General features: G+C 70.0%; 14 protein-coding genes. 7 read left to right on the top strand and 7 right to left on the bottom strand.

The genetic code is table 11. From position 1 onward, the window contains the following. Positions 1–248, top strand: a 248-nt coding sequence (locus H5411_RS37200) for a Fe-Mn family superoxide dismutase (protein ID WP_183126500.1), incomplete at its 5' end; no start/stop codon positions are given. Between the two features lie 94 nt (positions 249–342). After that, positions 343–1,149, top strand: a complete 807-nt coding sequence (locus H5411_RS37195; protein ID WP_183126499.1) for an arylamine N-acetyltransferase family protein — start codon at positions 343–345, stop codon at positions 1,147–1,149. Between the two features lie 293 nt (positions 1,150–1,442). Here H5411_RS37195 and H5411_RS37190 read toward each other — a convergent pair whose 3' ends face one another. The 3 genes from H5411_RS37190 to H5411_RS37180 form a co-directional block, all read right to left on the bottom strand. Further along, complete coding sequence (locus tag H5411_RS37190; protein ID WP_183126498.1) at positions 1,443–2,699, bottom strand: MFS transporter; 1,257 nt, start codon at positions 2,697–2,699, stop codon at positions 1,443–1,445. Positions 2,700–2,887: 188 nt separating this feature from the next. Then, a complete protein-coding gene (locus H5411_RS37185; protein WP_009083883.1) occupies positions 2,888–3,319 on the bottom strand; it encodes a MarR family winged helix-turn-helix transcriptional regulator in 432 nt (143 codons plus the stop codon). Between the two features lie 43 nt (positions 3,320–3,362). Then, complete coding sequence (locus H5411_RS37180) at positions 3,363–4,826, bottom strand: NCS2 family permease (RefSeq protein WP_183126497.1); 1,464 nt, start codon at positions 4,824–4,826, stop codon at positions 3,363–3,365. An 83-nt stretch (positions 4,827–4,909) separates the two neighbouring features. Between H5411_RS37180 and H5411_RS37175 the strand changes: the two genes are divergently transcribed. Beyond that, on the top strand, positions 4,910–5,137 hold the full coding sequence (locus H5411_RS37175; RefSeq protein ID WP_043827386.1) for a DUF2530 domain-containing protein: 228 nt from the start codon (positions 4,910–4,912) through the stop codon (positions 5,135–5,137). 33 nt (positions 5,138–5,170) lie between these two features. On the opposite strand, the gene H5411_RS37170 is transcribed toward H5411_RS37175, so the two are convergent. Continuing rightward, on the bottom strand, positions 5,171–7,963 hold the full coding sequence (locus tag H5411_RS37170; RefSeq protein ID WP_183126496.1) for a sacsin N-terminal ATP-binding-like domain-containing protein: 2,793 nt from the start codon (positions 7,961–7,963) through the stop codon (positions 5,171–5,173). Next, positions 7,960–9,117, bottom strand: coding sequence for a DUF3027 domain-containing protein (locus H5411_RS48035; protein ID WP_246369795.1), 1,158 nt, complete (start codon positions 9,115–9,117; stop codon positions 7,960–7,962). Before H5411_RS48035 ends, H5411_RS37170 begins: the two co-directional genes overlap by 4 nt. Before the next feature lie 51 nt (positions 9,118–9,168). On the opposite strand from H5411_RS48035, the gene H5411_RS37160 reads away from it, so the two are divergent. The 3 genes from H5411_RS37160 to H5411_RS37150 are packed head-to-tail and all read left to right on the top strand — an operon-like array spanning position 9,169 to position 12,467. Next, positions 9,169–9,945 carry a glutaminyl-peptide cyclotransferase gene (locus H5411_RS37160; protein ID WP_183126495.1) on the top strand — a complete coding sequence of 259 codons (777 nt, stop codon included), beginning with the start codon at positions 9,169–9,171 and terminating at the stop codon, positions 9,943–9,945. Between the two features lie 38 nt (positions 9,946–9,983). Continuing rightward, positions 9,984–11,981, top strand: coding sequence for an MFS transporter (locus H5411_RS37155; protein ID WP_183126494.1), 1,998 nt, complete (start codon positions 9,984–9,986; stop codon positions 11,979–11,981). Between the two features lie 9 nt (positions 11,982–11,990). Further along, positions 11,991–12,467: a DUF2771 family protein gene (locus H5411_RS37150; protein WP_183126493.1), complete on the top strand. Its 477-nt coding sequence runs from the start codon at positions 11,991–11,993 to the stop codon at positions 12,465–12,467. A 77-nt stretch (positions 12,468–12,544) separates the two neighbouring features. On the opposite strand, the gene H5411_RS37145 is transcribed toward H5411_RS37150, so the two are convergent. Beyond that, on the bottom strand, positions 12,545–12,931 hold the full coding sequence (locus tag H5411_RS37145) for a cold-shock protein (protein WP_037361552.1): 387 nt from the start codon (positions 12,929–12,931) through the stop codon (positions 12,545–12,547). Positions 12,932–13,062: 131 nt separating this feature from the next. On the opposite strand from H5411_RS37145, the gene H5411_RS37140 reads away from it, so the two are divergent. Then, the gene (locus tag H5411_RS37140; RefSeq protein ID WP_101437343.1) at positions 13,063–13,290 is read left to right on the top strand and encodes a hypothetical protein; all 228 of its coding nucleotides are present in this window, start codon (positions 13,063–13,065) and stop codon (positions 13,288–13,290) included. An 18-nt stretch (positions 13,291–13,308) separates the two neighbouring features. Here H5411_RS37140 and H5411_RS37135 read toward each other — a convergent pair whose 3' ends face one another. Continuing rightward, positions 13,309–13,929: an HAD family hydrolase gene (locus H5411_RS37135; RefSeq protein WP_183126492.1), complete on the bottom strand. Its 621-nt coding sequence runs from the start codon at positions 13,927–13,929 to the stop codon at positions 13,309–13,311. Between the last annotated feature and the right edge of the window lie 41 nt (positions 13,930–13,970).

Below are 13,970 nucleotides of genomic sequence, written 5' to 3'. Positions count from 1 at the left end.
GCGCGCTGTCGTGGGACCCGATCGGCAAGACGCTGATCACCCAGCAGCTGCGCGACCACCACAACAACCTGATCCTGCCGACCGTGCCGATCCTGCTGGTCGACGTGTGGGAGCACGCGTTCTACCTGGACTACAAGAACGTGAAGCCGGACTACGTCAACGCCCTGTGGAACATCTTCAACTGGGCCGAGATCAGCAAGCGCTTCGACAACGCCGTCGCCGGCGGCAACGGCCTCCTGCTCAGCTGAGGCCCTCGCGGCCCCCCGGGGCCCGGCCGGGAAACGGCCGGGCCCCGTTTTTTCGCTTGACCTGGAGTGCACTGGAGGTGTGAGAGTGGAACCCATGGACGTCGACGCTTACCTAGCCCGCCTGGACCTCCCAGTGCCCGCGGCGGCCGACCTGACCGCGCTGCGCGTGCTGCAGGAGCGGCACCTGATGCACGTCCCGTTCGAGAACCTGAGCGTGCACCTCGGGGAACCCATCGAACTCACCGAACAAGCACTCTTCGACAAGCTCGTGCGCCACCGCCGCGGCGGCTTCTGTTACGAGCTGAACGGTCTTTTCGCCGCCTTGCTGCGCGAGCTGGGCTTCGCCGCGACGCTGCACGCGGCCCGCGTTTTCGACGATTCCGGAGTGCCCGGCCCGCCGCTGGACCACGCCGCCATCCTCGTCCAGCTCGACGACGAGCAGTATCTGGTGGACGTCGGTTTCGGCCGGTTCAGCCGGCAACCCCTGGCGCTGTCCGCCGTCGAACCCCAGTGCGACGCGGAGGGCGAGTACCTCCTCCTGGACGCCCCGTACGGCGACGTGGACGTCCTGCGCGACGGCAAGCCCGAGTACCGCCTCGAGCGCCGCCCGCGGCAGTTGTCGGACTTCGCGCCGATGGCGTGGTGGCAGTCGACTTCGCCGCAGTCGCACTTCACGCAGACGCTGACCTGCTCCCGGCCGACCGCCCAGGGCCGCGTGACGCTGTCCGGAGACCGGCTGATCGAGACGGTCGACGGCGTGCGGCACGAAGTGCTGCTGCCGAACGACGAGGCCGTGCGAGTGGCGTACCACGTGTACTTCGGCCTGCGGCTGCGCCGTCTGCCGATGCGACCGGGCGAGCATCCGCTCGGTGCCTCCGGCGACGCGTTGACCACGTCGTGAGCGTTCGCCGCGGTTCTCGCCGCGGTGAACGCTCACGATCCACCCGCTGAACGCCCTTGCCCTCACGAGGAACAGCCCCGACCATGAACAGAGCCCCGCCTCCCGGGGTTCCCAGGGTGCGGGGCTCTGTCCGTTCCCGAACTGACTGCCGCTCCCACCACGAAGCGGACATGTATGAGGTTAGCCTAACCTCACCAGTAGAAGCAAGGCTGTCCCACCGGAGACCTCAGTCTCACCCGCGCGAGTGACGACTTTCGCCGGGTCTCCACTGCCCCGCCAGCCATTCCCGCAGGTCAGACCCGTTCCCGCGGCAGGATCCGCAGACCGTTGCCCAGCCGTCGGGGCCACCGGACGCCGCCGCGCCGGATCAGCACCACCGCGCACACCACCGCCGCGATCGCCGAAATCGCGCCGCCGATGTAGAACGGCGACCGGCCGCCGAACGCGTCGGCCATCCAGCCGGTCATCGGCCCGCCGATCGGGTTCCCGCCGATCAGCACCAGCACGTAGATGCCCATCACGCGACCACGCATCTCCGGCGACACCGACGTCTGCACCAGCGCGTTCGCCGTGTTCAGGAAGGTGATCGTGGCGAACCCGAGCGGGATCAGCCCGATCCCGAACGCCAGGTAGGTCGGCATGAACGCGGTGCCGAACTCGAACACCCCGAGCAGCCCCGCCGACACCAGCATCAGCCGCACCCTGGGCCGGCTCTTGACCCCGCGCCGCGCGGACGCCAGCGCGCCGGTGAAGGTGCCGACCGCGACGAGCGTCGACAGCAGGCCGTACCCGTCGGCTTGGGTGTGGAAGACGTTCGCGGCGACGATCGGCAGCGACGTGAAGTAGGTGATGCCGAACGTGCTGACGAAGAACATCAGCACCATCACGGTCACCAGGTCCGGCCGCCCGCGCACGTAGCGCAGGCCCTCCGCCAGCTGCCCCTTCGCGCGCGGGATCGCCGGGCCGCGGAACAGCTTCGCCGGGTTCATCAACGCGAGCCCGGTGATCACCGCGACCGTGCTCACCGCGTTCGCGATGAACAGCCAGCCGGTGCCGACCCAGGTGATCGCGAATCCGGCGATGGCCGGTCCGACGATGCGGGCCATGTTGAAAATCGACGAGTTCAGCGCGACCGCGTTCGCCACCTGGTCGCGGCCGACCATCTCGGCGACGAACGACTGCCGCGTCGGCACCTCGATCGCCGAGGTCGTCCCGAGCATCACGCACAGCAGGTAGACGTGCCACAGCTGGGCGACGCCGGTCAGGTCGAGCACGCCGAGCAGCACGGCCTGCAGGCAGTTCACCGACTGGATGATCATCAGCAGCTTGCGCTTGTCGACGCGGTCGGCGAGCACGCCCGCCCACAGCGACAACAGCAGCGTCGGGATGAACTGCAGCGCGACCGCGACGCCGAGCGCCACCGGGTTGTTGCCCGACAGCGTGAACACCAGCCAGTCCTGTGCGATGCGCTGCATCCAGGTGCCGATGTTCGAGATCACCTGGCCGGTGAAGAACAGCCGGTAGTTCCGCACGCGCAGCGACGAAAACATCGTGCGCCTGGTCTTGGTTTCAGTGCTTTCCGCGGTGTCGCTGGTCTTCGGTGCGGAAGACGATTTCCCGGCCGGAGCGGAACGGGGGCCGGGCGGGGCGGAACTGGACGGCGGCGGTGCCGTGTCCCGGGTAGCAGTGGATTGGGCCGGACATCCTGCTGTTTCGCTACCCGTGGTCGTCACCTGTGCTAGTTCCCCGCCATCCTGTCGATGATCTCGGCGGCGCGGGAGAGCACTTCGAGCTCTTCCTCGCCGAGTTCGGCCAGTTGCCGGTCCAGCCACGCCTCCCGCACCGAGATGGCCTTGCGCACGAACGCGAGCCCGTCGTCGGACAGCTCGACGATGGCCTGACGGCCGTCGGTCGGGTGCGGCCTGCGTTCGACGAACCCCATCTCCTCGAGCGCGGCGATGACCCTCGTCATCGAGGGCGGCTGGACGCCTTCCTTCGCGGCGAGCTGACCGGGGGTCAGCGGACCGCATTTGTGCAGGGTGGACAACGCCGCGATCTGCGTGAGCGACACGTCGTCAGCCACCCGCTGTGCCCGGAGCCTGCGATTGAGCCGCACCACCGCGAGACGCAAGCGGCTCGCCAAGGAACGCTCGTGCGGGTCGCCGGACATATAGTTAGCATACCTCACGACCTGCGCCGCCGGTCTACGCCGGTCAGCTGAGCGCGGCCTGGATCGGCCCGACGGCGAAGTAGGCGACGAACGCCACCGCGATCACCCACATCAGCGGGTGCACCTTCCTGGCGTTGCCGGTCACTGCGTGGATCACGACGTAGCTCACGAATCCGGCGCCGATGCCGTTGGCGATCGAGTAGGTGAACGGCATGACCACGATGGTCAGGAACGCGGGCAGCGCGATCTTGAAATCGGTGAAGTCGATGTCGCGGACCTGCGCCATCATCAGCGCGCCCACCACCACGAGCGCCGGGGCGGCGGCCTCGACCGGCACGACCTGGTACAGCGGGGTCAGGAACATCGCCGCGATGAACAGCAGGCCGGTCACGATGTTCGCCAGGCCGGTCCGCGCGCCCTCCGCGATGCCGGACGCGGATTCCACGAACACCGTGTTCGAGCTGGCCGAGCCGAACCCGCCGGCCGCGCCCGCGAGACCTTCGACGAACAGCGCCTTGCCGACGTTCGGCAGCTGACCGTCCTTGTCCACCAGTCCGGCTTCCTTGCCGAGGCCGGTCATCGTGCCCATGGCGTCGAAGAAATCGGCGAGCACGAGGGTGAAGACCAGCAGCACCACGGTGATGATCGGAAGCCGGGTCCACGCGCCGAAGGACACGTCGCCGACCAGCGACAGGTCCGGCAGGCCGACGACCTTCTGCGGCAATGCCGGGTAGCCGAGGTTCCAGCCCTTCGGGTCGGTGCCGTTCGACGGCCCGGCCTTCACGATCGCCTCGACCACGATCGCGAGCACGGTCGAGCCGAGCACGCCGATCAGGATCGCGCCCTTGATCCGCTTGGCCACGAGGACCGCGGTGAGCAGCAGCCCGACGACGAACACCGCGGTCGGCCACGAGGCGATGGAGCCGCCGATGCCGAGCCCGACCGGCACCGTGGTGTGCGCGTCGTCCGGGAGCCGGCGCACGAACCCGGCGTCGACCAGTCCGATCAGGCAGATGAAGAGCCCGATGCCGACCGCGATCGCCGATTTCAGCGCGGGCGGCACGGCGCGGAACACCGCGGTGCGGAACCCGGTGAGCACGAGCAGGACGATGATCACGCCCTCGATGACCACCAAGCCCATCGCCTCCGGCCAGCTCATCTGCGGCGCGATGGTGACGGAGAGCAGGCTGTTGATGCCGAGGCCGGTGGCGATGCCGAACGGGTAGTTCGCGACCAGGCCCATCAGGATCGTCAGCACGCCGGCGACCAGCGCGGTCACCGCGGCGACCTGCGGCACCGGCAGGATGTGGCCGAGCACGTCCTTGTGCGCGGACGGGGTATTGGCCGCGAAACTGCCGATGATCAACGGGTTGAGGACCACGATGTAGGCCATCGTCACGAACGTGACCACGCCGCCGCGGATCTCCCGTCCGGGGCTCGACCCGCGTTCGCTGATCCGGAAGAAGCGGTCCAGAGTGGACCCGGTCCGTTCGCGCTGCTCCGCCATTTGCCCGCCTGTCTCGCTGTTTCCGTCCGGGTAAGCTCTGCGTCGTGGACGAACCGACCAGTGCCCCGGACGCTCCGGCCGCCTTGCGGCACACGCCGGACCTGCCGAAGCGGCTCACCGACCTGACGCCGGTGGTGATCGTAGGTACTGCGCTCTGGCTTGTCGCGCTCGTGGTGCTTTTCTTCACCAGCGGGGGCGTGTGGGTGCAGACGTGTCTCGCCGGGATCGCGCTCGGGTTCATCGGGTTCGGGATCATTTTCTGGCAGCGCGCGGCGGCTCGGCGCGGGTCGAAGTCGGCGCAGCGGCTCTGAGGTTCTCGCCGGTTTTGACCGGCTTCGCGGACGTCAGTTCAGCAGGGTGCGCGGCGCGGGGTCTTCCAGCAGCGCGGTGATGCGGTAGCGCTCGGCCCAGTGGTCGCTCGCCCAGGCGAAGGCGCGCGCCAGCCCTTCGGACGTGTCCGCGGCGTGCAGCCGGTCGTCGGACCACCACGGCACCTCAGCGGTTTCGCCGTCGACGGTCACGGTGAGCGGGTCGTGCAGCAGCACGCCGCCGTCCGGCACTGCGATGCCGAGTTGGTCCGCAGCGAGCGCGAGGGCGGGCAGGTCGGCCCACGCGACGTACTCGCCGGTGCTGTCGAGCTCGGCCTTGAGGCTGCTCGCGACCGGGACGTCGAGGAGTTCCGCCAGCCGCTCCGGTTCGGTCGGCGCGACGACGATCTTCGCCGGGTCGAGGGCCGCCGCGACCCACGGCACGTCCAGCACCACGGCGTCCTCGACGACGCTTCCGTCCGCCGCGCGAACTCGTGCGGGCGCGTCGACCTCGGCGATGTCTACCGGTGCGGCCACCAACGCCGCGTGTGCGCGGGCCACCAGCCCCGGCGTCGGCGTCCGCTGCGGATCACCGAGCCGTTCGAGCAGATCGGTGACGTCTTCCGCGGTCTCCAGCTCCAGCCCGGTCCGGACGCCGACCGCGCGGAGCAGATCGTCGCTCAGGTCCAGGTCCGGCACCGGGTCGTACAGCCCGGCCAGCTCGGTCGCCGAAGCGAGCCGCCACGAGCCGGGGGCTTCCCCGGCCAGCAGGGCGTACCGCGCGAGCCACCAGCCCGCGTGGCCGTCCGGGCTGTGCAGCGCCTGCCACGTTTCCGGACGGGACGCGATCAGCCGGAGCGCGTCCGGCCAGGCGTCGTCCGCGACGAGGTCGAGGTCCCGGATCGACACGACGGTCGTCGGCGGCTGCTCGAACGAATCCCACCACTGCTCTTCGTCCGGCAGGTTGTGGTCGGGCTCGTGCGGTTCCTCGTCCAGCACGACGGCGAACGAATCGAGCACCTTCGCGGCGACGAGGGTTTCGGTCGGCCAGTCCTCGGCGAATTCCTCGTCCAGCACGGAAAGCGCGCCGTCGGGTTCGAATACCTCGGGGTCGATCACGTCCAGCAACGGCGACGTCGGCAGCACCAGCTCGTCCGCGCGCCGCCAGCCGTCCTCCGCGGGCAGCGCCAACGCACCGATCCACTCCGGTGCCTGATCACCGCAATCCGTGACGAGCCGGAGCACCGCACCGGCGAGGTTCATTCCGTCCAAACCGGACTGAACGTCGGCGACGCTGTGCTCCACCGCGTACCGCAGCTGTTCCGCTTCGAGCAGCTGACGCGCGTCAGCGTGCTTGGCTCCCAACAGTTCCAGCAATTGGTGCGCCGCGCCTGGGTGCACCAGCCGGAGACCAGGAACGTCCACATCGGATAGAAGCTCGCGCAGTTCGCTGCTGCCGTCGACGAGCAGCGCGCCCTTGACGCCCGGCAACGTCCGCCCGTCCGACAACGGAACCGGCAGCCCGTCCAGTTGATTCGCGCTGAGCGCGTGACTCTCGATCGCGACCGCCAGCTCCGCGTACAGCTTCCGCCACCAGTCGGGTTCGCGGTCAATGCCGGTCAGGACTTCGAGGACGTCACCGATGCCGAGAAGGTGCGCGGACACCGGCTTGAGCAACCGCGGGTCTGCCCGCACGAGACCCGGAATGACGTCGGCCAGCAGCGGAGCCAGCCCGTCGATGTCGAGCACCCGCGCCTGCTGCCCGGAGACTTCCTGACCGTCCACAGTGGCCAGCCAGGGTTCCTGCGCGAGCGCGGCGTACACCAGGTCTTTCAACTGCGCGTCCACAGCGGACTGCGGGAAACCCGCGGCAGGCACCAGGATTGGCCGGTGCTCTGCCTTGACCGCACGCACCAGCTCGACGTATTCACTCGCCGCGTTCTCCAGCGCGCGAGTGAGTTCCGCGCCAGGAAGCACCCGGCGACGAGACGGCTCCAGCGGCACTTCGGCAATCAACCGAGCCGGGAGCGACAATCCTTCGTCGGTGGGCGTCGGCGCGTGCAGCAGATCGTCCTCGAGCGGCTGCGGCACTCCGTCGGCGTCAACTGGGACCGCCCAGACTCCGTGCTTCAGCCAACGCCGTTGCCCGGTCGGCGAAGTGATCTCGACGATCTCTTCGCCGCTTCGCGTCCACTTGCGACCGTCCACTTCGGCCTCGGCGAGCCACGGCAGGGCCAGCAGAAGGTCTTCGATCTCGTTCGCCAGGCCGTCGAGCAGCCCCTGCCCGGATTCCCGCAGCGGCAACCGCACTTCGGTGGCGAATCCGTCAGCAGGCTGTTCCGTGATGGGAAACGGCAGCCGCAGCACCGGAACGTCGCCGTCCCGGCCGGATTCCTCCCGGGTGCGCTGCGCGGAAAACGCGACCCCGCCCGAGGTGGAGACCACGCGAGGCTCGTCGGTGACAGTCAGCACCGCCGCGAATCCGACCCCGAAGCGGCCGACCGTTCCTTGCTTGGCCGAGGCCCGCAAGGACGCCAGCGATTCGACGCCTCGGGTGTCCAACGGGGCGCCGGTGTTGGCGAACCGCAGTTCACCGTCCACAACGGACACTCGGATGCGCCCCGGTTCGCCCGCGAGTTGCGCGGCGTCGGCGGCGTTCTGCGCCAGTTCGACGAACAACCGGTCGCGATACGCGCCGACGCGCAGGTCGCGTTCGGAGTTGGTGTCCTCGGTGAAGCGGGTGGGCGAATCGCGCCAGGCGCTCAGAACCGCTTCCCGCAACCGGACTGTCCCGAAAGGATCAGCCGCTCCCCCGGCGACTTCGTTCACCGGAGGACATCGCTCCCGTCGGAGTCGCTCTGCTGCGCGGAGTCCTCGTGACCGGACGCTTCTTCCTGCTCGGCGGTCGCAGCCGCGGACGACTCGTCCTCGGTCGCCGTCGGTTCAGCACTTTCCGGCGCGACTGCCTCGACGACCACGTCCGCAGCGGTGCCCGCCGCCGAAGCCTCGACGACGTCCGCGCTCTCCACCGGCTCCTCGGCCTCGACCGCAGGCTCCTCGGCAACCGCGTCCGGAGCCACGTCAGCAGCAGCCTCCTCGACTGCCACTTCCGCAGCCGCCTCCGGCTCCACCACCGCGACCTCAGCGGTCTCCTCCGCTGCCGCGGCCGCCGCCTCTTCCACGACCGCCGGGTCCGCGACCGCACTCGGCTCAGGAGCTGCCTCTGGCGCCGGCGCGAAGTCGATCAGCGAATCGTCGTAAACCAGTTCCGCGACCGGGACCGAGGAAGTGACTTCGACCCGGACCTCCGAATGCGCCCCGCACCCGTAAGCCACGTCCACGACATGCCCGTCCGCGGGCGCGATGTCGTTCGTGCAGGCGCCGAACGAACCGCGCAGCGACCCGGCAAGCGGCACGAAGAAACCGCAGGTCCCGCAGGTCGCGGGCGCGCTGCGGGCCATGTCCGAACGCGGGCCGAACTCGCCGCTGTGCCAGCGGGCGGCCGCGTCCAGCCTGCCGTAGCGCGAAAGCACGTGGACCCGGCCGAGGCCGACCTCCATCGCCGTTTCCTCGACGGCCGGGTCGTCCGACTGGAGGTACGCGGGCGAGAGGCGGGGATCGTCCTTGTCCGCGGGGAACAGGTCGCCGACGCCGAGGTCGCCGGCGCGCACCCGCCGCTCCCACGGCACCCAGGCGGGCGCGACCAAGGCCTCCGGGCCCGGCTGCAGCACCAGCTCGCTCACCGTGACCGGCTCGTCCGGCCCGGCCACCGCGACGGTGACCGACCAGCGCCAGCCGCGGTATCCGGGCACCGTGGCCTCGAAAAGGTGGCTCGCGGAAACCGCGTCCTCGCGCTCCACTCCGACGTGCTCGCCGACCTGGTCAGCGGGGGCTACCTCCAGCACGGCCTCCCGCGCGATCGCCACGGCGTCCGCGAGCTTCCGGTGGAGAGAGCCGTCGTCCAGGGTCAACAGCAGCGTCATACCCCCAATTGTGCCGCACGCATCCGCGCCGCCCGTGCCAGGCTGTTCCTCGTGCGAACCCGGATCGTCTGGCCCCTGGTAGCCGCCGCGGTGCTCGGCGGGTGCGCGGGCACCCAACCGCTGCCGCCCGTCCAGCCCGAACAGCTCACCGTTGAGGTGCTCGGCACGCTGCCGCACGACTCGACGGCCTTCACCGAAGGGCTCGAGTACTCCGGCACGACGCTGTACGAGAGTCGCGGGCTCGAAGGCCAGTCCGCGCTCACCGCGGGCCCCGCCGGGGGCGCACCGACCAAACAGGTGACGCTGCCGTCGCCACTGTTCGCCGAGGGCATCACGGTGCTCGGGCCGAAGCTGTGGCAGCTGACCTGGCGCGACGGAATCGCGATCGAGCGCGACTCGCAGACGCTCGCCGAGCTGCGGCGCGTGCATTACGACGGCGAGGGATGGGGGCTCTGTCACCAGCCCAACGGGCGGCTGGTGATGAGCAACGGGTCGTCGACGCTCACCTTCCGTGATCCGCAAACGTTTGCGGTCACCGGTTCCGTCGAGGTCGGCCAAGACCAGCTGAACGAACTGGAGTGCGTCGGCGACACCGTCTACGCGAACGTCTGGCAGACCGGCACCATCCTGCGCATCGACGCCAACACCGGACGGATCACCGCGAAGATCGACGCCAGCAAGCTCCGCACCCCGGCCCGTCCCGGCGAGGACGTGCTGAACGGCATCGCCGCCATCCCCGGCACGGACGAATTCCTCCTCACCGGGAAGCTGTGGCCGTCGTCGTTCCGCGTGAAGTTCGTCCCGGAAAATCAGCGAACCGGCACGTGAGCGGGCGGCGCGGGACCTCGATGAGGCAGGATTGAACCGTGGCCCTCTTCAGCTCGCGCTCCGGTTCCGACAGCCCCCTCGGCGGGCAGTCGGGCAAAGGCCGCGGCCGGAAGAAACGCCGCTGGACGCCCGAGCCCGGCGCGGCGCAGGCCCGCCCGTGGCGCGAGGCCCCGCCGACCCGGGTCGATCACGCCGCTGACCAGCGCCTTCGCCAGAATCCGCCGGAGTACGCGCCGGAGCCGCCGATGGCCCGTCCGGAGCACATCCCGGCCGAACCGCCGCGCGGCCGCCCGGCCGAACCGCGGACCGAGCACGTCGATCCGCGTCGCGAGCCGCCTCGTGCGCATCCCGGACGCAGCCCGTTCTACGACGACGTGCCGCCGTTCCCGCCGAACGCCGAGGAGGCGCCCACCGGTGCCGCCCCGATGGGACACCGTCCGCCGCCTCCGCGGGGCGCCCGGCCGTACCCTCCGCGCGAGCACCGCACTGAGCCAGTCCACCCGCGGCCGTACGACGACCGTCCCGGCACCGCCGGTTACGAGCACTACGACACCGGCGGTTACGCGGGCGAGCCACGCGTCGTCCCGGAGCAGGACGACGAGCTGCGCACCACCGCCGCGCCCGGTGCCGGGTCGATCCCCAAGCTGCCGAAGAAGCTCACTGTCACGCGGGTCGCCGCGCTGCGCAGCCGTCAGCTGAGCGGACAGGCGATTGGCGCGTTCCAGCGCGCCACCAAGGCGGACGGCGCGGACAAGTCCGGCCTCACCTCGCTGATGTACGCGGTGATGCTGAACTACGCCAGCGACGCCGCGATGGCGGTCGCGCTGGCCAACACGCTCTTCTTCGCCGCGACCAGCGGCGAAAGCAAGGGCAAGGTCGCGCTGTACCTCCTGATCACGATCGCGCCGTTCGCGCTCGTCGCGCCGGTGATCGGCCCGGCGCTGGACCGGATCCAGCGCGGCCGCCGGCTCGCGATGTGCGTGTCGTCGATCGGGCAGGGCCTGATGGCCGTGGTGATGGCGCTGCATTTCGACGACTGGCTGCTGTACCCGGCGGCGCTCGGGATGATGGTGCTGTCGAAGTCGTTCACCGTGCTGAAGGCGGCGGTCACGCCGCGCGTGGTGCCGCCGGAGATCACGCTGTCGAAGACCAACGCGCGGATCACCGTGTTCGGCCTGGTCGCGGGTGGCGTGTTCGGTGCGCTGGCCAGCGGGGTGAGCAGCCTCAGCAACTCCTCCGGCGCGTTGTGGTTCACCGCCGTAATCTGCGTGGCCGCGGCCGTGCAGTCGATGCGGATCCCGTCGTGGGTCGAGGTGACCGAGGGCGAGGTCCCGACGTCGCTGTCCGCACGGCCGGAGCCGAAGCAGAAACGGCGCCGCCAGCCGATGGGCCGGCACATCGTCGTTGCCTTGTGGGGCAACGGTTCCGTGCGCGTCCTGACCGGGTTCCTGATGATGTTCGCCGCCTTCGCGGTGAAGGCGCAGACCGAGCACGCCGGACACAGCCCGTTCGTGCAACTGCTGTTGCTCGGCATCATCGGCGCGGCGGCCGGCGTCGGCGGGTTCATCGGCAACGCCCTGGGTTCGCGGCTGCACTTCGGTTCGGCGGACCAGGTGATCGTGGGCTGCGTGGCGGCGTGTGTCGTGACGACGTTGGTCGCGACACTGCTGCCCGGCCTCGCCACGGCGGCGATCGTCGGCCTGATCGGCGCGACGGCCAGTGCGCTGGCGAAGATCAGCCTCGACGCGGTGATCCAGGAGGACCTGCCGGAGCAGTCGCGCGCCTCGGCGTTCGGGCGTTCGGAGACGGTGCTGCAGCTGTCGTGGTGCATGGGCGGTGCGGTCGGGCTGCTGCTGCCGCCGACGTACTGGATCGGCTTCCTGGTCGTGACGCTCCTGCTGGCGCTCGGGCTGGCCCAGACATTCCTGGTGCAGCGCGGCGGTTCGCTCCTGCCCGGACTCGGCGGCAACCGTCCCTTGCGCCCAGAGCCGACCGGCAGCTTCCCCGCTCCCGGGCCCGCGCGAGGCCGCCGGTAATCTCGGGCCATGCGACGTTCCCGGGTGGTGGCCGTGCTCGCGGCCGGTGGTTTCGCGGTGGCCGGCTGTTCCGCGCCGGGTCCGGCCGAGGTGACTTTCTACGCCGACGGGCACACGGTCAACGTCGCCCCAATCGGCAACTGCGACATCAAATCCGGCGTCTGCGCGGCCAACCCCGCCGCGACCGGCAAGCTCAAGGTGCGGCCGGGCCGGTCGGTGCAGATCTCGGTGCCGAAGGAAATCGCCGAGACGCCGTGGAAGGTCACCGTGCAGTACGTGAACGGCAAGGGCCAGCCCCAGCCGCTCAAGGAGGACATCATCACCTCCCGCGACCGCTACGCCTACACCGCGACCCCGCCCGCGAAGGACGACCAGATCGTGGTGGTCGAGATCGCGCAGGCATCGGTGATCAGCCGGACCGGCGACCCGAACGACGCGGAAGCGGTCACGACGGCGCTGTGGTCGCTGCAGGTACAGCCTGCTTGATTCTTGGCACCACAGAGAAGGGCTCCGCGCGGGGAGATTCCGCACGGAGCCCTTCGCCGTTGTTCAGGCGCGCTCGATCACGGGTCGAGGTCGCGCGCGACGGCGCGCATGATCTCCGCGATCTGCTTGGTGTTCTTGCGATCCGGGTACCGGTTGCGCCGCAGATCCGGCTGGACCCTCAGCTCCAGCAACTTGATCATGTCCTCGATGAGGCCGTGCAGCTCCTCCGCGGGACGGCGGCGCGCCTCGGCGACCGACGGCGGCGGGTCCAGCAGCCGGACGGAGAGCGCCTGCGGTCCGCGCCTGCCGTCGGCCACGCCGAACTCGAGCCGCTGCCCGGCTTTCAGGCCCTCCACGCCGTGGGGCAGCGCGGCCTTGCGGATGTAGACGTCCGCACCGCCGTCTTGCGTGACGAAGCCGAACCCCTTCTCCGCGTCGTACCACTTGACCTTGCCGGTCGGCACTTCCCTCACCAGTCCTTCTGCTGTGCAGGTCACGACGAACGCGCCCCGAGCGAACTCGAGGCGCGCGTCAGACAAGCGTATCTCGCCACAGCCGCTGGGGAGAAGCGGATAGTCCCGTTACTCTCACCCCCATGGAGAAGGCAGCGAAGCAGACCGGCAAACCGATCCTCATGCGGCTCGGCATCGGCCTGTTCGCCATCGGCATGCTCGCCGTGGCGACGGTGTTCGTGTTGTTCGCCGCCGGATTCGAGAACCTGCCGGTGTGGCTCAGCGCGGCCGCCGGCGTGATCACCCCGCTCGGGCTGCTGCTCGGGCTGATCGCCCTGATCCAGGAAGCCCGCGCCGGAAAGCACGGCTGACCTGCGGTTATCGCCGGATCAGACCACGGTCTCCACGAACGTCCGGGCAAACCACTCGGGGAAATCGACCAGCGAGTCGAAGACGACATCCGCGCCCTCTTCGGCCAGCTCCTCGCGGGTGCACGGCCCGGTCGCCACGGCCACGGACAGCGCGTTGGCCGCTCGCGCACCCCGGACGTCGCCCAGGTGGTCGCCGACGTATGCCCGCGCCTCGTGTTCGAGCAAGGCCGCGGCCTTCTGCGTGGACCACAGCTCGCCCACCAGTGCGTCGACTCGCAGGCCCAGCGCGTCGAGGTGCAGCTGCGCGTTGGGCGCGTACTTGCCGGTGACCACGAGCGTGCGGCCGCCAGCTGCCCGGACCGCGCGCAGCGCCTCGGCCGCGCCGGGCAGCGCGACCGTGCTCGGCACGACCAGCTCCGGGTACAGCTCGCGGAACTGCCAGATCAGCTCGGGAATCCGGTCCTCCGGCGCGCCGAACTCGCGCAGCGCCTGATCAAGCGGCGGCCCGAGGTTCGAGGCGAACGCCTCCCCGTCGAACGGCAGCCCGGACTTCTCGCCCAGCGCGTTCATCGCCGCGACCATGCCCGGCCGCGGGTCGATCAATGTCATGTCGAGGTCGAACCCCACCGTGATGCCCACGTCCCACACGGTAGCTGTCCGCACCGACAGTTCCGGCCGGC

Source organism: Amycolatopsis echigonensis, from assembly GCF_014174495.1.
GTDB lineage: Bacteria > Actinomycetota > Actinomycetes > Mycobacteriales > Pseudonocardiaceae > Amycolatopsis > Amycolatopsis echigonensis.
This window is presented reverse-complemented; position numbering and strand designations above follow the sequence as displayed.